Origin of the sequence: Pseudomonas sp. PS02290, assembly GCF_029960075.1 — a bacterium.
Taxonomy (GTDB): Bacteria; Pseudomonadota; Gammaproteobacteria; order Pseudomonadales; family Pseudomonadaceae; genus Aquipseudomonas.
Genome location: NZ_JASCOY010000011.1, coordinates 23455 through 43405 on the forward strand (window position 1 = coordinate 23455; position 19951 = coordinate 43405).

Annotated in this window: 13 protein-coding genes and 1 pseudogene; 11 read left to right on the forward strand and 3 right to left on the reverse strand. The window is 62.8% G+C overall.

Annotation, left to right across the window (positions count from 1 at the left end; all coding sequences use genetic code 11):
* The first annotated feature begins 673 nt into the window (after nucleotides 1-673).
* From arnB to QMX88_RS08145, 9 genes and pseudogenes are all read left to right on the forward strand, one after another.
* Nucleotides 674-1822 carry a UDP-4-amino-4-deoxy-L-arabinose aminotransferase gene (gene arnB / locus QMX88_RS08105; protein ID WP_282368036.1) on the forward strand — a complete coding sequence of 383 codons (1149 nt, stop codon included), beginning with the start codon at nucleotides 674-676 and terminating at the stop codon, nucleotides 1820-1822.
* Nucleotides 1819-2829, forward strand: a complete 1011-nt coding sequence (gene arnC, locus QMX88_RS08110) for an undecaprenyl-phosphate 4-deoxy-4-formamido-L-arabinose transferase (protein ID WP_282368038.1) — start codon at nucleotides 1819-1821, stop codon at nucleotides 2827-2829. Before arnB ends, arnC begins: the two co-directional genes overlap by 4 nt.
* Nucleotides 2826-4838: a bifunctional UDP-4-amino-4-deoxy-L-arabinose formyltransferase/UDP-glucuronic acid oxidase ArnA gene (gene arnA / locus QMX88_RS08115; protein ID WP_282368040.1), complete on the forward strand. Its 2013-nt coding sequence runs from the start codon at nucleotides 2826-2828 to the stop codon at nucleotides 4836-4838. The genes arnC and arnA overlap by 4 nt, the downstream gene beginning before the upstream one ends.
* Nucleotides 4838-5719, forward strand: coding sequence for a 4-deoxy-4-formamido-L-arabinose-phosphoundecaprenol deformylase (arnD, locus tag QMX88_RS08120; protein ID WP_282368042.1), 882 nt, complete (start codon nucleotides 4838-4840; stop codon nucleotides 5717-5719). Before arnA ends, arnD begins: the two co-directional genes overlap by 1 nt.
* Nucleotides 5716-7368 (forward strand): lipid IV(A) 4-amino-4-deoxy-L-arabinosyltransferase, encoded by a 1653-nt coding sequence (arnT, locus tag QMX88_RS08125; RefSeq protein ID WP_282368044.1) that lies wholly within the window; start codon nucleotides 5716-5718, stop codon nucleotides 7366-7368. The genes arnD and arnT overlap by 4 nt, the downstream gene beginning before the upstream one ends.
* Nucleotides 7365-7709, forward strand: coding sequence for an EamA family transporter (locus tag QMX88_RS08130; protein ID WP_282368045.1), 345 nt, complete (start codon nucleotides 7365-7367; stop codon nucleotides 7707-7709). The genes arnT and QMX88_RS08130 overlap by 4 nt, the downstream gene beginning before the upstream one ends.
* Nucleotides 7710-7735: 26 nt before the next feature.
* Nucleotides 7736-8141, forward strand: a pseudogene (arnF, locus tag QMX88_RS08135) (4-amino-4-deoxy-L-arabinose-phosphoundecaprenol flippase subunit ArnF).
* Nucleotides 8119-9513 (forward strand): UDP-glucose dehydrogenase family protein, encoded by a 1395-nt coding sequence (locus tag QMX88_RS08140; RefSeq protein ID WP_282368047.1) that lies wholly within the window; start codon nucleotides 8119-8121, stop codon nucleotides 9511-9513. The pseudogene arnF and the gene QMX88_RS08140 overlap by 23 nt, the downstream one beginning before the upstream one ends.
* 141 nt (nucleotides 9514-9654) lie before the next feature.
* Nucleotides 9655-9948, forward strand: coding sequence for a winged helix-turn-helix domain-containing protein (locus QMX88_RS08145; protein WP_282368048.1), 294 nt, complete (start codon nucleotides 9655-9657; stop codon nucleotides 9946-9948).
* Nucleotides 9949-9965: 17 nt separating this feature from the next.
* Here the strand turns inward: QMX88_RS08145 and QMX88_RS08150 are convergent, their stop codons facing one another.
* A complete protein-coding gene (locus QMX88_RS08150) occupies nucleotides 9966-10550 on the reverse strand; it encodes a histidine phosphatase family protein (protein ID WP_282368051.1) in 585 nt (194 codons plus the stop codon).
* Nucleotides 10551-10968: 418 nt separating this feature from the next.
* On the opposite strand from QMX88_RS08150, the gene QMX88_RS08155 reads away from it, so the two are divergent.
* Complete coding sequence (locus tag QMX88_RS08155) at nucleotides 10969-11811, forward strand: phosphatase PAP2 family protein (protein ID WP_282368053.1); 843 nt, start codon at nucleotides 10969-10971, stop codon at nucleotides 11809-11811.
* On the opposite strand, the gene QMX88_RS08160 is transcribed toward QMX88_RS08155, so the two are convergent.
* Together QMX88_RS08160 and QMX88_RS08165 are read right to left on the reverse strand one after the other, a co-directional pair.
* A complete protein-coding gene (locus QMX88_RS08160) occupies nucleotides 11764-14013 on the reverse strand; it encodes a putative bifunctional diguanylate cyclase/phosphodiesterase (protein WP_282368055.1) in 2250 nt (749 codons plus the stop codon). The two genes, QMX88_RS08155 and QMX88_RS08160, sit on opposite strands and share 48 nt — an antisense overlap.
* Before the next feature lie 14 nt (nucleotides 14014-14027).
* Nucleotides 14028-16931 carry a chemotaxis protein CheB gene (locus tag QMX88_RS08165; RefSeq protein ID WP_282368057.1) on the reverse strand — a complete coding sequence of 968 codons (2904 nt, stop codon included), beginning with the start codon at nucleotides 16929-16931 and terminating at the stop codon, nucleotides 14028-14030.
* 279 nt (nucleotides 16932-17210) lie between these two features.
* Here QMX88_RS08165 and QMX88_RS08170 point away from each other — a divergent pair, with 279 nt between their 5' ends.
* Nucleotides 17211-19874, forward strand: coding sequence for an ATP-binding protein (locus QMX88_RS08170; RefSeq protein ID WP_282368061.1), 2664 nt, complete (start codon nucleotides 17211-17213; stop codon nucleotides 19872-19874).
* The last annotated feature ends 77 nt before the right edge of the window (nucleotides 19875-19951 follow it).

Genomic DNA, 19951 nt, shown 5'->3' on the forward strand with positions numbered 1-19951 from the left:
ATTGTGGGACCGGCTTTAGCCGGGAAAGCGTCAGGTGGCGCGCTGCAAAATTGTGGGTGAGTGCACGGGCCTCTTCCCGGCTGAAGCCGGTCCCACTAAAAAGCACTGCATGCATCCAGTGCGGTGACCTGCAGCCTCGCCCGAGCATGCTTCATGTTCAGCTCCGATTAAGTATCCGGGCGCTAACTTAGCGGAACGGGCATCCGCAAGTGCCAAATAACTTGAATGGAGCGGTTAAAAAACATTGGCCAATTCGGCTGTTTATAGCCCTCTGTCGACAACTATCGAAATGCTGAACCCAAGCTGTCTGAACATTAAATAACAGCCCGTTTTTTAATACGCCACCCGAAACAAAAACAATACTCGAACAACCGTCACATTCAGCTGATAGCCCCGTAGCGACTGGCTATGGCGTACTGAAGAACACACACGGAAAACTGACGCAGCGCCCACGTTATTTTCATATTGGCGAGATTAACCTCCGGATAACGCAATACCCGAACTACTTGATGAGATCTGGTCATCTGATGAATAAGTCACATAGATGACGCGGTGCCCATTACGGCACTGTGATGAATACCTGCACGCGATTTAAATGACTTTCCAGCCGGTGCACAGTGGCGCCAGCGGACGAGTGTGTTCAAAACTTGAACTTCAGTGGGGCGTCCTCTTTATGAATGAGGCTTTTCTTCCTTTTTCCCGCCCCAGTATCGGCGATGAAGAAGTGGCGGCGGTGACCCGCGTGCTGCGCTCCGGCTGGATCACTACGGGCGCCGAATGCCAGCAGCTTGAAGCGCAGTTCGCCGAACGGGTCGGTGCCCGGCATGCCGTCGCGGTTTCATCGGCGACAGGCGCCATGCACATCGCCTTGCTCGCCCTGGGCGTCGGACCCGGTGATGAAGTGATCACGCCCTCGCAAACCTGGGTCTCGACCGCCAACATGATCTGCCTGCTGGGCGCCACCCCGGTGTTTGTCGATGTCGACCGCGACACGCTGATGACCGACGCGGCGCTGATCGAACAGGCCATCACCCCACGCACCAAAGCCATTGTCCCGGTGCATTACGCCGGCGCGGCCTGTGATCTCGACCCGATTTATGCCCTCGCGGAGCGCCACGGCATCGCCGTCATCGAAGACGCCGCCCACGCGGCGGGCACGGCCTACAACGGCCGGCCGGTGGGCAGCTGTGGCACGGCGATTTTTTCCTTTCATGCGATCAAGAACATGACCTGCGCAGAAGGCGCGATGTTGGTCACCGATCTGGCCGTATTGGCAGATCGGGTGCGTCAGCTGAAATTCCACGGCCTCGGCGTCGATGCCTACGACCGCCTGACCCTGGGCCGCAAACCCCAGGCCGAAGTCATCGAGCCCGGCTTCAAATACAACCTGGCGGACATCAACGCCAGCCTGGCCCTCGTGCAACTGCACCGGCTCGATCACATGAACGCGCAACGCCGCCGGCTCGCCGAGCACTATCTGCAGCGACTGGGAAACAGCCGGGTCATGCCGCTCTCTCAGCCCGTTTACCCGCAACAACACGCCTGGCACCTGTTCATCCTGCGCATCGACCCCGAGCGCTGCGGTCTGGACCGCGACGGGTTTATGAAAGCCCTGCAAGAGCGCGGCATTGGCACCGGCATTCACTTCATCGCCACCCATCTGCACCGCTATTACCGCCAGCGTTTCCCGGACGTGCACCTGCCGAACACCGAATGGAATTCGTCGCGGCTGTGTTCGATCCCGCTGTTCCCGGACATGACCGGCGACGATGTCGAGCGCGTGGTCGGTGCCATTGAATCCATCGTCGGAGCGCGCCCTTGAAAGCCTATCCCGTCCGCTGTGTGTCCGTTGTGATCCCGGTCTACAACGAGGAACAGAGCCTGCCCGAGTTGCTGCGCCGCACCGAGGCCGCTTGCGCCCTGTTGAACTGCGCCTACGAAATCGTCCTGGTCGACGATGGCAGCCGCGACGCCTCGGCCGAGCTGCTTCAAGAGGCCGCCGAGCGACAAGGCAGCCACGTGGTGGCGGTCATTCTCAATCGCAATTACGGCCAGCACGCGGCAATCATGGCGGGGTTCGAGCAGTGCAAGGGCGACGTGGTGATCACCCTGGACGCCGACCTGCAGAACCCGCCCGAAGAGATTCCCCGTCTGGTGCGACTCGCCGAACAGGGCTACGACGTGGTCGGCACTGTGCGCAACCAGCGGCAGGATTCCGCCTGGCGGCGCTGGCCGTCGAAACTGATCAACCTGGCCGTGCAGCGCTCCACCGGCGTGGCGATGAATGACTACGGCTGCATGCTCCGCGCCTACCGACGCAACATCGTCGACGCCATGCTCGCCTGCCGGGAGCGCAGCACTTTCATCCCGATTCTGGCCAACAGCTTCGCCCGGCACACCACGGAAATCCTGGTCGAGCACGCCGAACGCGAGTACGGCGATTCCAAATACAGCCCCATGCGCCTGATCAACCTGATGTTCGACCTGATCACCTGCATGACCACCACGCCCCTACGCCTGCTGAGCATCGTCGGTTTTGGCATGGCCTTGCTCGGCGTGCTGTTCGCTTTGGCGCTGGTCGCCCTGCGACTCATCTTCGGCGCACCGTGGGCCGGGCACGGCACCTTCGTCCTGTTTGCGGTGCTGTTCGTGTTCACCGGCGGGCAGTTCATCGGCATGGGCCTGCTCGGCGAATACCTCGGCCGCATGTACAGCGACGTGCGCGCACGGCCGCGTTTCTTCATTGAAAAAGTCGTGCGCGGGTCCCCGGTGATTGCGCTTGACGCCCCCGCTTCTGCCCCCGCTTACGCCCACAAGGTTGCGCCATGAACAAGAAAGCTGTCGTTTTCGCTTACCACGATATTGGCTGCGTTGGCCTGCAGGCCCTGCTCGACGCCGGGTATGAGATCGCTGCGGTGTTCACCCACGCCGACGACCCCAAGGAAAAAACCTTCTTCGGCTCGGTGGCCCAGCTGTGCGCTCGACACGAGATTGCCGTGCACGCCCCGGAAGACCCCAACCACCCGCTGTGGCTTCAGCGCATCGCCCGGCTTGAACCCGATTTCATCTTCTCCTTCTACTACCGCCAGTTGCTCAGCGAACCGCTGCTGGCCTGCGCAAAAGACGGTGCGTTCAACCTGCACGGTTCGCTGCTGCCCAGGTATCGGGGCCGGGCGCCGGCCAATTGGGTGCTGGTGAACGGCGAAAGCGAAACCGGCGTGACCTTGCATCAGATGGTCAAGCGCGCCGACGCAGGGCCCATCTTCGCCCAGCAACGCATCGCCATCAGCCCGACAGAAACGGCGCTGACCCTGCACGGCAAGTTGCGTGAAGCCGCGGCGGACCTGCTCTCGGAAACCCTGCCATTGCTTGCCCGGGGTCAGTTGTCGGGGACACCCCAGGATGAATCCGCCGCCACCTGTTACGGCCGGCGCACCGCTGCCGACGGCTTGATCGACTGGTCGCTGCCGGCGACGCGGCTGGGCAATCTGGTGCGGGCGGTGACCCAGCCCTACCCCGGCGCTTTCTGCCCGGTGGGTGAGCACAAACTGATTGTCTGGGCCGCGCGCCCAGAGACCGGCTACACCGGCGAAGCGCCCGGCACCGTGCTCGGTTGCGAGCCGTTGCGCATTGCGTGCGGCGAAGGCTCGCTGGTGATCAGTGCCGGTCAGCGCGGCGACGACGGCCTGTACCTGAGTGGCGCGCAACTGGCCCGGGAGTTCGGTCTGGTGGAGGGTTCGCGCTTGCAGGGCATTGACCCGCGCCGCCCGGTCCGGCGCACCCGCGTGCTGATCCTCGGGGTCAACGGCTTCATCGGCAATCACCTGTCCGAGCGTTTGCTGCAGGACGACCGTTACGAAATCTATGGCATGGACATCGGTTCGGACGCCATCGAACGCCTGCGCGCCAGGCCGAATTTCCACTTCATCGAAGGCGACATCAGCATCCACTCCGAGTGGATCGAGTACCACATCAAAAAGTGCGACGTGGTGCTGCCGCTGGTGGCCATCGCCACGCCCATCGAATACACGCGCAACCCGCTGCGGGTGTTCGAGCTGGACTTCGAAGAAAACCTGAAAATCGTCCGTTACTGCGTCAAGTACAACAAGCGCGTGATCTTCCCCTCGACGTCCGAGGTGTACGGCATGTGCCAGGACGCCAGCTTTGACGAGGACACCTCGAACCTGGTGGTCGGCCCGATCAACAAGCAGCGCTGGATCTACTCGGTGTCCAAGCAGTTGCTCGACCGGGTGATCTGGGCCTACGGGCAGAAGGGTTTGCAGTTCACCCTGTTCCGCCCGTTCAACTGGATGGGGCCGCGGCTGGACCGCCTGGACTCCGCGCGCATCGGCAGTTCGCGGGCCATCACTCAGCTGATTCTGCACCTGGTGGAAGGCACGCCGATCCGGCTGGTGGACGGCGGCGCGCAGAAACGCTGCTTCACCGACGTTGTCGACGGCATCGAAGCCCTGGCGCGGATCATCGAAAACAAGGGCGGCCACTGCAACGGCCAGATCATCAACATCGGCAACCCCGACAACGAGGCCAGCATTCGCCAATTGGGAACCGAGCTGCTGCGCCAGTTCGAAGCCCACCCGCTGCGCCACAACTTCCCGCCCTTCGCCGGGTTCCGTGAGGTTGAAAGCCAGTCGTTCTACGGCAAGGGCTACCAGGACGTCAGCCACCGCAAACCGAGCATCGCCAACGCCCAGCGGCTGATCGGCTGGACGCCGACCATCGAACTGAGCGAAACCATCGGCAAGACCCTGGACTTCTTTCTGCGGGAAGCCATGGCCGAAAAGGCCGAACTGACCGTCACCACCGGCGCGTGCGGCTGATGAAGGCCGGCCTGCGCATCGACGTCGACACTTGGCGCGGCACTCGCGACGGTGTGCCGCGACTGCTGGACCTGCTCGACGAAGCGCAGGTCAAGGCGACGTTTTTCTTCAGCGTCGGCCCGGACAACATGGGCCGCCATCTGTGGCGCCTGGCGCGTCCGCAATTCCTCTGGAAAATGCTGCGCTCCCGGGCGGCCAGTCTGTACGGCTGGGACATTCTGCTGGCCGGTACCGCGTGGCCGGGTAAACCGATTGGCCGCGACCTCGGGCCGCTGATGCGCCGCGCCCGGGACGCCGGTCATGAAGTGGGCTTGCACGCCTGGGATCACCATGCCTGGCAGGCCAATGCCGGTCGCTGGAGCGAGGCTCAACTGAGTGATCAGATCCAGCGCGGCGTTGACGTTCTCAGCGATATTCTCGGCCACCCGGTGAGCTGCTCCGCCGCCGCCGGCTGGCGCGCCGATGAGCGTGTGGTGCAGGCGAAAGAGGCCTTCGGTTTTCGCTACAACAGCGACTGCCGGGGCACGTCGATATTCAGGCCGGTGCTGGGCGACGGGACCTTGGGCACGCCGCAGATTCCGGTGGACCTGCCGACCTACGACGAACTGGTTTCGCCCCAGCTGGACGCGCGGGCGTTCAACGACGACATCCTCGGGCGCTTCGCAGCCTCGAAGCTGAACGTCTACACCGTTCATGCCGAGGTCGAAGGCATCGTCATGGCCCCGGCTTTTCGCGCGCTGTTGAGTGAGGCGAAAACCCGTGGGATCGACTTTCAGCCCCTCGGTGCGCTGCTGCCGAATTCACTGGATCACCTGCCTTCAGGCCACTTGGTGCGTGGCGCTTTGCGCGGGCGCGAAGGCTGGCTGGGGGTGCAGCGATGATCAAAGCCGAACAGCGCAACATCGCCCTGCTGGTACTGGCCTTCGCCGCGTTCTACCTGCTGCCGATGGGGTTCCACGGTTTGTGGATTCCCGATGAAACCCGCTACGCCCAGATCAGTCAGGAGATGCTGCACAGCGGGCACTGGGCGGTGCCGCACTTCATGGGTGTGCGTTACTTCGAGAAACCCGCTGCGGGCTATTGGCTGATTGCTGTGGGCCAGGCCATTTTTGGTGAAAACCTGTTCGGCGTGCGCATCGTGTCGGCGTTGAGCAGTGGTCTGAGCGTGGCGCTCGCGTACTGGCTCGCCGCGCGGATGTGGAACGACCCGCGCAAGAGTTTCGCCAGTGCGCTGCTGTTCATGAGCTTTGCGTTCATTGCCGGGCAAGCCGGTTACGCCAACCTCGATCCTCAGTTCACCCTGTGGGCCAACCTGACGCTGGTGGGATTCTGGTGCGCCGTTCACAGCAGCGGGCGTGCGCGACTGGGCGCCTGGGCCGTGGTCGGTCTGGCCTGCGGCATCGGCTTCATGACCAAAGGGTTTCTTGCCTGGGCGCTGCCGGTGATGATCGCCCTGCCCTACATGCTCTGGCAGCGACGCCTCGGCGAGCTGCTTCGCTACGGGCCGCTGGCGGTGTTGATTGCCATCGTCGTGAGCCTGCCGTGGGTGCTCGCGGTGCATGTGCAGGAACCCGATTTCTGGCGGTTCTTCTTCTGGCACGAGCACGTGCGGCGATTCGCCGGGGCCGATGCCCAGCACGCCGAACCCTGGTGGTTTTACCTGCCGCTGCTGGTGGTGTCCTGCCTGCCATGGGCCGGGTTGTTGCCGGTCACGTTCCGCCAGGCCTTGCAGCACCGGCGTCGACCCGACATCGGCTTTCTGCTGCTGTGGCTGCTGGTGCCGCTGGCGTTTCTCAGCGTCAGCAACGGCAAGCTGCCGACCTACATTCTGCCGTGCCTTATGCCGGTGGCACTGTTGATGGCCGATGCGCTGATCGAGCGCCTCAAGCAAGGTCAGCTCACCGCGTTGCGCGTCAACGGATGGCTCAACGCCGCCGTTGGTCTGCTCGGATTCGGGGCGCTGCTGTACCTGCAAATCAAACAGCCGCTGTACGACCACGAACCGCTGCACCTGTTCCTGGCGCTCATCGTCCTGACCGGCTGGTGTGCGAGCAACGCCCTGCAAGGCCTGCGCCCGCTGAAGTATTGGACGGCGCCGGCATTGGGCGGTTGGCTGCTGGTGGCGCTGTTGCCGGTAGCACTTCCCTATGACGTCGTGCACAACAAGACGCCTGACCAGTTGGTGCTTGCCCATCAGGCGCAATTGGCGGCCAGCACCCACCTGTTGAGCAATGACCTGGGCGCTGCCTCGGCACTGGCCTGGCGCCTGAACAGAACCGACGTGTCGTTTTTCAACACCTGGAACGAGCTGGAATACGGCTTGGGTTATCCCGACGTGAAGGGTCGCGAAGTCACTCTTAAAGGGGTTGATGAGTGGATGACCCAGGCCCGGCGCGAGGGCCAGGTCGGCGTGGTCATGCGCGGCAGAAGCGACGAGGAGTTGCGCGAACTCGAACTGCTGCCCAAGGACGCCGAGCGCTTCGACGAAGGCAATCTGATCATCCTCATTTACGGGAAGACAGGGCCATGACCTGGCTGCTGCTGTTGGGGACCTGCGGGCTGACGTGTCTGGGCCAGGTCGCCCAGAAGTGCGCGGTGGAGCGTTGGCACGGCACATTTCCGGGGGTGCTCGCCGCGTTGCGCTCGTTCTGGCTGTGGCTGGCAGTGGCGTGTCTGGGCCTGGGTTTGCTGGGCTGGCTGCTGGTGTTGCAGCGCCTGGAGGTCGGCATCGCCTACCCCATGCTCGGGCTCAACGTGGTGCTCATCACTTTGGCCAGCCGCTTTGTGTTCAAGGAATCCATCGACGCCGTGCACTGGCTGGGTGTCGCGCTGATTCTGGCCGGCGTTGTGCTGCTCGGGCGCCAGGCATGAGCCGGCCGAGTGCGACCGTCTGGGCAATGGGCAGCGTGCTGCTGGTGAGTTCGGCGCAGTTGGGTATGCGCTGGGGCATGAGTCGTCTGGTTTCGCCTGCGCTGTGGTTTGAGCCGGAGAGTCTGGCGCGATTCGAGCCCGCAGCCGTGCTGGTGATCGGCGCCGCGATCATCGCTTACGCCCTGTCGATGCTCGCCTGGCTGCTGGCCCTGCGCGACCTTCCGCTGAGTCGTGCCTATTCCCTGCTCAGCGTCAGTTACGGGCTGGTGTATGCGCTCGCCGCGGTTCTGCCATTTTTCAACGAGACGTTCACGGGATCGAAAACTTTGGGCGTCATGCTGATCGTGATGGGCGTGCTGACCATCAACCTTCGGCGCATTTCCAGCACTCCTCCACAGGGCTTTTCTTCATGAAAATCAGCGTTTTCGGTAGCGGGTATGTCGGGCTGGTGCAAGCCACCGTCCTTGCTGAAGTCGGCCACGACGTGGTCTGCATGGACATCGATCAGGCCAAGGTCGAGCAGTTGCGGCAAGGTCAGGTGCATATTTTCGAACCGGGGCTGGCCAGCCTGGTGCGGGAGAATCTGGAAAACAAACGCCTGCAGTTCACCACCGACACCCGGCTGGCGGTCGAGCACGCCGAGGTGCTGTTCATCGCCGTCGGCACCCCGTCCCGGGACGATGGTTCCGCGGACCTGAGGGGCTTTTTCGCGGTTGGCGAGGCCATCGCCACTTACCGCTCCGAACCGCTGATCATCGTTGAAAAGTCCACCGTGCCAGTGGGCAGTGGCGATGCCCTGCGTGCACACATCGACAAAGCCCTGCGCCAGGCCGGGCGCTTGCTGCAGTTCGATATCGTCTCCAATCCCGAGTTTCTCAAAGAGGGTTCAGCGGTCAACGATTGCCGGCGCCCGGACCGGATCGTCATCGGCTGCGACAGCGATGCCGTGCGCAAGGTGATGCGCGAGTTATACGCGCCGTTCAACCGCAACCATGACCGGATCATGTTCATGGACCTGCGCAGCGCCGAGCTGACCAAGTACGCGGCCAACTGCATGCTGGCGACCAAGATCAGCTTCATCAACCAGATCGCCGAACTGGCCGAACACCTGGGGGCGGACGTTGAATCGGTGCGGCTGGGCATCGGCGCGGATTCACGGATCGGCTACGACTTCATCTACCCCGGCTGCGGTTACGGTGGATCGTGCTTCGGCAAGGACATCCGCGCCCTGATCCACAGCGCCCGAGAAGCCCACTGTTCCAACGACCTGCTGGCGGTGGTCGAGGCCATCAACGAGCGGCAGAAGAACAAACTGTTCGAGCGGGTGAAAGCCTTTTACGAAGGGGATCTGCGCGGCAAGACCTTTGCCCTGTGGGGCCTGGCGTTCAAGCCGAACACCGACGACATGCGCGACGCGCCGAGCCGGGTGCTGATGGAAGCGCTGTGGGATGCCGGCGCCACGGTGCGGGCATTTGACCCCGAGGCCATGCAAGAGACGCAGCGCCTCTACGGCAACCGCAAGGATTTGATTCTGATGGGCACGCCGGAGTCAACGCTGAACGATGCCGACGCGCTGATCATCTGCACCGAATGGCAACAGTTCAAAGCTCCGGATTTCGAGCTGATCCAGCAACGCCTCGCCGCACCGGTGATCTTCGACGGCCGCAACCTGTACGACACCGAGCGGCTGGCGCGCAGCGGATTTCACTACTACCCGATCGGGCGCGGGGACTCCTGTGAATTGCCCATCCCGCAGAAGCAGTGGCTGCCATACAAAAACGTCGCGGGTGGAGCGATGGTGTAGCGGTCGACGCCTTCCCGGCTGAAGCCGGTCCCACAACAAGGGCCCGGCGTCAGTCCCACGAGTTCTTCACACCCCTCAAACCAATTTTTGACAATCGCGGCCCTACTATCCCGCCACTGTCGCGAGGGTGGGATCATTTATATGCTGGTTGTTGAAGATCTGGTGCTGGATACCGGGAAGTACCGGGCGTTCCGCGCGGACAAATACCTGAAACTCAACCCGACCAACATCGACATACTGGCGCTGCTGATGCTGAAAAGTCCCGCCATTGTCAGCAAGGAAGAGATCGCCAAAATGCTCTGGGGCGAACAAGGCACTCACAAGAGCACCGGCCTCGGCACTCGCGTGCATCAAATCAGAAAAGTAGTCGACGACGGTTTTGCCTTCCCGCTGGTCCATACGGTGTATGGGGTCGGCTATCAACTTTGTAAATAGCGGCACACGTCGGCTTACTAACCGCCCTTTATCGCCAACTGCTTCCAGTCCTCGGAATTAAGCACCCCTCGGATAACCGGCCGACTGCGCTTATCCAGCGATATAAATACTGCACTGTCATATTCGCTGTTATCAGCGTGGGGATAGCCCTGCTCTTTTTCTATCTGGCCGATGCAACCGCTGTGGGTCACCACCACCAGATTACGGTCGTTTGCCTTGTGCGCCATGACCCGGCCGAGGTTCATCTTCTCGCAGTCAAACAGCCAGTCCTGGGACGCAACCGGATGACCGAACAAGGCTGCGGCGGTTTGCTCCGTGCGCGTGGACGGGCTGGCGATAACATCGGTCTGGTCCAGCCCCAGTTGGCTTAATGATCGTCCCACCTCGGCAGACACCTGGTTGCCGTTGCGGGTGATCCCGTCTTCTGGCCCGAGGCATTGCTTGTCAGAGCGGTCGCAGCGCTCGCCGTGGCGCACCAGCACAACCACCTCGCCTTTCTTCCAGCTTGCGTAAAGCCCTGCCCTGTTCATGTTCTCACCGCTGGCGAGGGCAATCGGCGAACGCGGCCAATAGGTGTAACCCGTCAAAAGCAGGAGCGACACGCCGATGGCCGCAGCGCTCAGCAGCACTCTAACTGTGTGACGGTTTCGAGGTAACTTGCCCGCCCTGAGTGCAAGCAGGACATTGGAATGATCGCGCATCGTGTTACTCCGACTATGAGCCCATCGGCAGATGGAAGTCTGTGTCCTTGAATGGGAGCAAGCGTAAACAGCGATGCATGATCGTTTGGTTAACGGCAGGTGAAAAAAACAGTGGCATTAAGAAGTCATTCATTCCGGGCAGATAGTTAAATCTTCACGCTTACACGCGCGCTTCAACTAACGAATTACACATTCCTCAAATCTGAATAGAGTTTTCACATTCCCTTCACTGCCGCTTGACCTGCATGTGTCTATGTTCCACCAGCGGCCGGCAATGGCCGGACGAAGTTAATAATCACGCTTATCGGGACATTTCAACGTGCGAAGCGAACGATCACGATTTTATGCCTGGAACCTGGGTTTACCGATCGCCATTGCGCTGGCGATATTCGTGGTCTTCGACCTCACGTCCCTGGACGAGATGATCAGCAACTGGCTGTACTACCCCAATCACGAGTTTCCCTACGGCCACAACCGCCTGTTCGAAAACCTGACCCACCGCTGGCCGCGGATCATTCCCGACCTCACCGGGGAAGCCGCGATCATTGGTTCAATCCTGTCGTTTATCTGGCCACTGTTCAAACCCGGGCGGCACGACCGGCTGATCAGGTCGCTGGAGACATTGCGCATCGCCCCGGTGCTGCGCTTCACGGCTCGCCACCGGCGGGACTTCCTGTACATCGTCGTGTCGTTTGCAATCATCACCGGCATGATCCATTTCTTTAAAAGCCACACCAGCATCTACTGCCCCGTGGAAACCACGCTGTACGGCGGGACCATGGAGAAAAGGGAGTGGTTCGAGAATTTCAGCCTGTTCCATGAAGCTGGCGCCGGTCGCTGCTGGCCGGGTGGGCATGCCTCCGGCGGCTTCACCATGGTCGCGCTGTACTTCGTCGCGCGGCGTCATCAGGGGCGCCACGCCCGGGCGATCCTCTACGCATCGATGGTTCTGGGTGCCATTTACGGTACGACGCGCGTCCTGCAGGGCTGGCATTTCATGTCGCACACGTTTTGGGCCGGGGTGATTGTGTGGATCGGTGCGCTGCTCACCGCCCTTGCCTTCTATGGCTGGCGACAGCTCGCCCCTGCGCCCGTCGACGAGGTCAGGCCCGCGCTACGGAGGCGGTCGGTGCCCGGCCCCAATCAGGTCACTGATCTGTAAGTGTGGCATGAGCGCGTCAGCCAGCCAGGCGTCGATCCAGCCGCGCATCAGCGTCGCGGGCATTGGCTCGGCGATCCCGAACCCCTGGACGACCTCACAACCAAGCTGCAACAGGCGTGAGGCCTGGGCGGGGCTGTTGACGCCCTCGGCGAAGACTTCGCGACCGAACGCACTGGCCAGGCCCAGTATCGCCTGCAGGATCGAGATATCACCGGGGGCGTCGAGCATGCCGTGAATGAACGTCTGATCGATCTTCAGTTGCGCCACCGGCAAGCGCTTCAAGTAGCTAAGGGATGAATACCCTGTACCGAAATCGTCCAGGGCAAATCTCACGCCCAGTTGTTCGCAGGCACGCAGCGTGCGCGAGACCCCTTCGACGTCTTCCAGCGCGCTGGTTTCGAGAATCTCGATCATCAGCATTTCCGGCCCGACATCAGGGTGAGCCGCGAGCCGTTCGGTCAGGTTGGCCACGAAATCAGGGTGTTGAAGTTGCCGTGCCCCAACGTTGATGCTCACGGCCAGACGCAGCCCCTCCCGCTGCCAGCACTCGATCTGGCTCAAGGCACTTTCGAGCACCCACTCCCCGACCACTTCCGCCAGTGAGCTGCTTTCGATCAGCGGCAGAAAACTGCCCGGCAACAGCAGTCCACGCTCCGGATGCTCCCAACGCAGCAAGGCTTCCGCACCGACGACCGCGCCCGTGCGCAGGTTGACCTTGGGCTGAAAATACAGGCGCAGTTCCTCCTCGCGAATGGCCTGATCGATACGGTCCAGTCGCGCGTTGTGCCCACGCATCTCCTGGTCATGCTGCGCATCGAACACGCGGAAGCGATTCTTGCCCTCGAGTTTCGCCTGATACATCGCCTGATCGGCCTGGCGCAGCAACTGATCGGCGCTGATCTCGTTGTCCTGCGGGTAGTAACTGACGCCGATGCTCGCCGAGAGCGTCAGGTTCAGCGCGCCCACCTGCACCATTTCGCTGGCGGCCGCCAGCAGTCGCTCAAGCATCGGAGCGCTGTCGCAGACTTGATCGAGATCGACAACCAGCGCCACAAACTCATCTCCGCCCAGGCGTGCCAGCGTGCAGGCATCGCTTAGCGCTTGCTGCATACGTCGCGACACGCTGGACAGCACCCGATCACCCACGTCATGCCCGTGCAGATCGTTGATCGCTTTGAAGCCGTCAAGGTCCAGGTAGCCCAGCGCCAGCCGGGTGCCGTTGCTCAAAGCATCGGCCATCGCCTGCTGCATGCGCGAGGCCAGCAGGACGCGGTTCGGCAAATGGGTCAGCGGGTCGTAATGGGCCACGTATTCCAGCTGACGCTGATAGCTGTGCAGTTCGGTGACGTCGGTGAACAGCGACACATAATGCTGAGTGACGCCACGGGCATCGACGATGGCGGTAATGGTCTGCCGCGCGGCGTACTCCGATCCGTCACGTCGACGGTTCCACAAGTCGCCCTGCCAGTAACGCTCCGAGAGCAGGCTGTGCCAGAGGCTGACGTACTGCGCACGCGGGGTCCTGCCGGAGGCGAGGAAGCGCGGGTTCTCGCCCATCGACTCCTCGCGTCCATAGCCGGTGATGGTAGTGAAAGCGTCGTTGACTTCGATGATCGCACCGGCCGGGTCGGTGATCATGATGCCTTCCCGCGCGTGGGTGAACACGCTGGCGGCGAGGTTGAGTCGCTGCTCGATCTGGCGGCGCGCGGTGAGGTCGGTGAGGGTCACCCGAATGCCACTTGACTCGCCGCCGGGGCGCGCGCAGTTCAGCCGCGCCTGCCAGTGCGTACCGTCGGTGCGCTCCAGGCTCAGATCGCACTCTTGCGCCTGGCCGGTGCGACAGACCCGGGCGAATACCTGCTGCCAATGGTCGCGGTCCCGGCTGACGACACGGCCGGCAAAACGGCGCTGCAGCAGGCGATGACGTGGGTAGGTCAACAGTGTCTCGCCGGTGCGGTTGACGGCTTCAATGACCCCTTGCGGGGTCAGCGTCAGGTAGCCCACCGGCGCGTTCTCATACAAATCCAGATAGAGATCGCGCGAGGCTTCCAATGCGGATTGCGCAGCGCGCAGTTCCTCGTTCTGAGTCTGCAATTCAACCTGATGCAATTGCAGGTCAAGCAGCAGCCGGGCGTTGTCATCCAGGTCGTCGAGCGGGTCGGCGGGTTGGGCGATATGGGGCGCAGAGGGCGGCGTCTTCATGGTCCTCCCGCGCCTCAGGTCTGCGAACGTTCAGGCTGCATCGCCAGCAGAATCAGGTGCGGACGCGTGCCGTCCCCTACCACCCGACGGGCATTCAGGGTGATCGCCCGCGGCCCTGAGCCGGTCAGCTCATGCTCCACGACGAAACCGTCGAAGCTGGTGTCACTTTCCAGAATCGTGCCGAGCTTTTGCCGCAGCGCCGGGATATCCCACTGTCGGTTGTTGAGTTCGAAGAGCTTGCGGCCGGTGGTCAACGGCTCGGTCGTCGGGAAGGTCCGGTAATAGGAACGACTGGCGGACACGACGCAGAGGTTTTCATCCAGCACCAGCAACGGCTCGATCACCGTGTCGACGATGGCCTCCGCCAGTTCCCGCGCAGCCTGCACGGCCTTCTGGTTAGCGATGCGGCTGTTGATGTCGTGAAAGGTCATCACCACGCCGTCGATGACGTTGTCCAGCGTGCGGTACGGTGCCAGCCGCGCCAGGAACCAGTTGCCCGAGACAGTGCACAGCTCGATCTCTTGCGGGATCAGCATGTCGAGCACCTCCTGTGCGGGGACCAGCAGGTCCAGGGAGTGAATGTACGAAGAGATATCGGCCAGTGGCCGCCCCACATCCTTGGGAATCAGGCGGTAGATCTTCACGGCATCGCGCGTGAAGCGGCGAATAATCAGCTTTGTGTCAAGAAATATAGTCCCGATATTGATGCTGTCGAGGAGGTTCTTCATGTCATTTTGCATGTCGCCGAGCTGCTCGATTTTCGCTTGCAGCTCTGCGTTCACGGTGACCAGTTCCTCATTGACCGATTGCAGCTCCTCACGGGAGGTTTCCAGTTCTTCGTTGGATGACTGCAGCTCTTCATTGGTCGATTGCATCTCTTCGTTGGCCGCGCCCAGCTCCTCGTTCAGGTGCTGCAATTCATCGATGGTCGCCTGCAGATTCTCCCGCGTGTAAGCCAGGTCGTGCTCCAGCAGCCTGACCCGTTCGGGCGCCAGATGTGCGGCCGTGGCGGGCAATGCGTCCGGCGGGATATCTACGCCGCTGGCCGGTTCCTGGAACGTGATCAGCAGCAATTGCTCGCCCTGAGCCGTGTTGCCCATCCGACGCACGCTGAGGCTGACCCAGCGCGTCACGCCATCGCTGCTGACCTGCAACGGCTGGGTCGAGGTCGGTTCGGCGCTGAGGGCGGCACGCTGCACCGCACCGCGCAGGTCCAGCTGCAGGCCTTCGCGGGCCATTTCGACCACGTTGAGGCTGGCCTGCCCCGGCGCCGGACGCAAGTAGCGTCCCGTGTCGCCGTGGACATACAGAATGTTGCCGGTCAGATCGGTGACCACCGAGGCAGGGCCGAAGTCCTGCAGCAGCGCCCGGCGGGTCAGTTCGGCAATGTTGGTTTCCTTGGTCATGGTCGCAGGGCGGTCCGCAGGTCGGCTGATGGGTTTGGGCAGCCACGACAGCGTGCTGTCCATCGGCATGGATTTGGGGGTTCGGGTCTTCACGGCCCGGTAGAATTTCCATTTGCGCTGCAACGGCGTGAACAGTGTGGCATGCCCGCCGATGCTCTCGGAGGGTGACAGAAACAGCACGCCGTCAGGCTTGAGCGCGTAGTGAAAGGTCGGAATCAGGCGGTTCTGCAGCGCATGCCCCAGGTAGATCATCAGGTTGCGGCAGCACAGCAGATCGATGCGGGTGAAGGGCGGATCCTTGATCACGTTCTGCACCGCGAAGACGATCATCTCGCGGATTTCCTTCTTCACCCGGTAGCCGCCTTCAACGGGGCTGAAATAACGCTCCAGGCGTTCGGCGCTGACGTCACTGGCGATGGTCTGCGGATAAAAACCGGCGCGGGCGGTACTGATGGCGTCGGCGTCCAGGTCGGTGGCGAACACCTGAATGCCCGGCACCACACCGGCGGCCTGCCCCTGCGCGTGCAGCAGTTCATGCAGAACAATGGCCACCGAGTAAGCCTCCTCGCCGCTGGCGCAACCGGCGATCCACACTCGCAGCGGCTCATTGGGAGCCTTGGCGTCGATCATCGGCTGGAGGATCTGCCGTTGCATGACCGTGAACGCAGCAGGGTCACGAAAGAACTGAGTGACGTTGATCAGCAACTCGTTGAACAGCGACTTGCACTCCTCTGCCGAGTCCTTCAGCAGCCGCAGGTAATCATCCTCACCAGCGAGGTGCATGATCTGCAGGCGCCGCTCGATCCGCCGGGCGATGGTGCTTTTTTTATACTGCGTGAAATCATGGCCGGTCATGCTGCGCAGGTGCAGAAGAATCTGCTGCATGGCGTCCCCCTGCCTGATCGACGATGCAGGACCGTCCGGGTCCCTGGCGCCGGTGAGTACCCCAGGCATTTGCTCGACGCTCAGGACATGACTGGCGTTGCCCGCCTGGATCGCGCTGTTGGGCATGCCGCTGTAGGTCGCCTCTTCCGGCCATTGCACCAGGGTTCGGCCGCCATGGTCGAGGATTGCCCGGCAGCCGGCAGTGCCGTCTGACCCGGTCCCGGACAGAATCACGCCGACTGCCCTCGCCCCGTGATGCTCGGCCATCGACGCGAAGCAGGCGTCGATGGGCAGATGGTGGCCGCGCACCCCTTCGTAGCGGGTCAGGACCAATGCGTCGGCCGTGACGCTCAGGGCGTACTGCGGCGGGATCACGTACAGGGTGTCGGCGTCGAGGGTCGCGCCATGGGTGGCCTCGACGACTGTCATGGAGGTCGAACGGGCGAGGATTTCGGTGAGCAGGCTGGGCGTGGTCGGCGCAAGATGCTGGATGACCAGAAAGCTGATCCCGGAGTCGCTTGGCATCAATCGCAGGAAGCGCTGCAACACTTCCAGGCCGCCCGCTGACGCGCCAAGCCCGACGAGCAGGCGGCCTTGCGGGCGGTTGTGCAGCGCGGTGTCGGGCACGGGACGCCTCCATGTGTCGAATGGACGGGGATGATGCCCGCTGCCAGCCCACCCGGCAATGGCGGATATGCCACCATCGCCCGCCGGACACGCGATAGGCCAGACAGGCGAACGCATTGATGTCACACTGGCGCCCGCCCAGACCCTGATAGCTCAGTGCCATATTAGTGCAGCACGGGTCACGGCGTGGCGCCTGATTGCCGTTCATCCAGAAGCGGAAATCTCTTCCTGCGTCCCCAGTCCATCCTTTCTCTGAACCACTGCGTCGAGACGTCACCCATGAAGTCGGACACCGTACAAATTGCCCCCCTGGATTTTCTCCTGGGCGGCGGCGAAATGGGGCAGCTGATCCGGGACTTCGACTGGGCGTCGACATCGTTGGGCGAGCCGGCGGGCTGGCCGCAGTCCCTGCGCTCGGCCATCAGCATCTGCCTGCATTCGAGTTTCCCGACAGCTATCTATTGGGGCGAGGATTTCTGCCTGCTGTACAACGACGCCTGGGCGCCGATTCCGGCGGATCGCCATCCGGCCGTGCTGGGGCGCCCGGCGCGGGAAGTCTGGTCGGCCATCTGGGACGTCGTCGGCCCGCAGTTCGAGGCGGCCTACCGGGACGCCCAAGGTTTTTCGACGTTCGACCAACTGTTGATGATGGAACGCGGCGGGCGGGCGCAGGAAAGCTGGTGGAACTACAGCCTCACGCCCATTCGCGGCGAAAACGGCCGTATCGCGGGCATCCTCAATCAGGGCCACGAGGTGACTGACCGTATTCTGGCCGAGCGTCGCCGGGCGCAAGAACTCGTTCGCCAGCGCAAGATGTTCGAGCAGGCGCCCGGCTTCATCACCGTGCTCAACGGCCCCGAGCACCGCTTTGAATTCGTCAACCAGTCCTACACCCGGCTGTTCGGCGAGCGCGACTACGTGGGCAAGACCATTTACGAAGCGTTCCCGGAGCTGGTCGGCCAAGGGTTTTACGAGTGGCTGGATGCGGTCTACAGCACCGGCGAGCGGCTGGTGCAGCAACGCACCCCGATCCAGCTCAGTCATCCCGACGCCCCGTGCGAAGTGCGTTATCTGGATTTCATCTACGAACCGCTGCTCGATGAGACCGGTCAGGTCACCGGTATCTTTTGTGAAGGCTACGACGTGACCGAGGCGCATATCTCCCGAGCCGCGCTGGAGGCCAGCGAAGCGGCGTTGCGCGAGGAAACCCGGACCCTGGAAACGCTGAACCGGGTCAATACCGAGCTGGCCCTGGAGCTGGACCTCAAACGCCTGGTGCAGACCGTGACCGATGCCGGCCGCGAGATGACGGGCGCGGAGATTGGCGGGTATTTCCACAATGCCACCAGCGGTCATTTTGACCTCTTCACGCTGTCGGGCGCTCAGTCGTCCGAACTGGCGCACTTGCCAGGGCCCCGGGCCTGTCCGGTGTTCGCACCGGCGTTCCTCACCGAGGGCGTGATGCGCTCTGACGACATCCTGCCGGACCCACGCTATGGCGGCATCACGCCGCATTTTGGCTTGCCGGCCGGCCATGCGCCGGTGCGCAGCTACCTGGCAGTCTCGGTGGTGTCGCGCTCGGGTGACGTGCTGGGCGGGCTGTTCTACGGCCACACCGAGCCCGCTCAATTTACCCCGCGCCACGAAAACCTGATGTCGGCCCTGGCCGCTCAGGCCGCCATTGCGATCGACAACGCGACGCTGTTCCAGCAGGTGCAGAGCGCCAACGAAACCCTTGAACAGCGGGTGCAGGCTCGTTCCCAGGAATTGTCCGAAGCCCATTCGGCCCTGCGCCAGGCGCACAAGATGGAAGCCATCGGGCAGCTCACCGGCGGCATCGCCCACGACTTCAACAACCTGCTCGCCGGCATCATCGGCAGCCTGGAAATGATCGAGCGGCGCATCGCCAACGGCCGGGTCGACGGCCTGGATCGCTACGTCAATGCCGCCCACGATTCGGCCAATCGCGCCGCCACCCTCACCCAGCGGCTGCTGGCGTTCTCCCGTCGCCAGACCCTCGACCCCAAGCCCACCGACGTCAATCGGCTGGTGGCGGGCATGGGTCAGCTCATCGCGTCCACCATCGGCCCGTCCATCAGCATCAGCACCATTGCCAGCGGCGACCTGTGGCTCAGCAAGATCGACGCGCCGCAGCTGGAAAGCGCGCTGGTCAATCTGACGCTCAATGCCCGCGACGCCATGCCCAACGGCGGCGTACTCACCGTGCAGACCCGCAACGTCTCCGCTGACCACGTCGCGGGGATCGCGGCGCAGCTGCCCCCAGGCGACTTCGTTGAACTCAGCGTGAGCGACAGCGGTACCGGCATCGCACCGGAGATCCTCGACAGGATCTTCGACCCGTTCTTCACCACCAAACCCATCGGCCAGGGCACAGGCCTGGGGTTGTCGATGATTCACGGCTTCGTGCACCAGTCCGGCGGCACGATTCAGGCGCGCTCCACCCACGGCGCAGGCACGACGATCTCGCTGTACCTGCCGCGTTACCTGGGTGACCGCGAACAGGCAACTGCCCGCTGCCCGTCGCAGCCCCACAGCCGTGGCGAAAGCGTGCTGGTCATCGACGACGAGCCCCACGTGCGCATGCTGATGTGCGACGCCCTGCGCGAACGCGGTTATCAGGTCAGCGAAGCCACGGACGGGCCGTCGGGGTTGCAAATGCTCAGCTCGATGGCATCGATTGATCTGCTGGTGACCGACGTCGGCCTGCCCGGCGGGATGAATGGCCGACAGGTCGCCGACGCCGCCCGCGCCCTGCTGCCCTCACTGGATGTGCTGTTCGTCACCGGTTACGCGCAAAACTCGGCGGTGGGCGGCGATCAACTGGAAACCGGTATGGCCGTATTGCTCAAGCCCTTTGGCATGAACGTCTTCGCGCAGAAGGTCGGCGAGATGCTCCAGGCTGGCGCTCTCGCTCACGACTGATCGGTCAGGTTTTTTCGCCCTCTCACGGAACTCACAGGCCCGGCATGCCCCTAAGCACGACGTCAGCGAACCGGCAC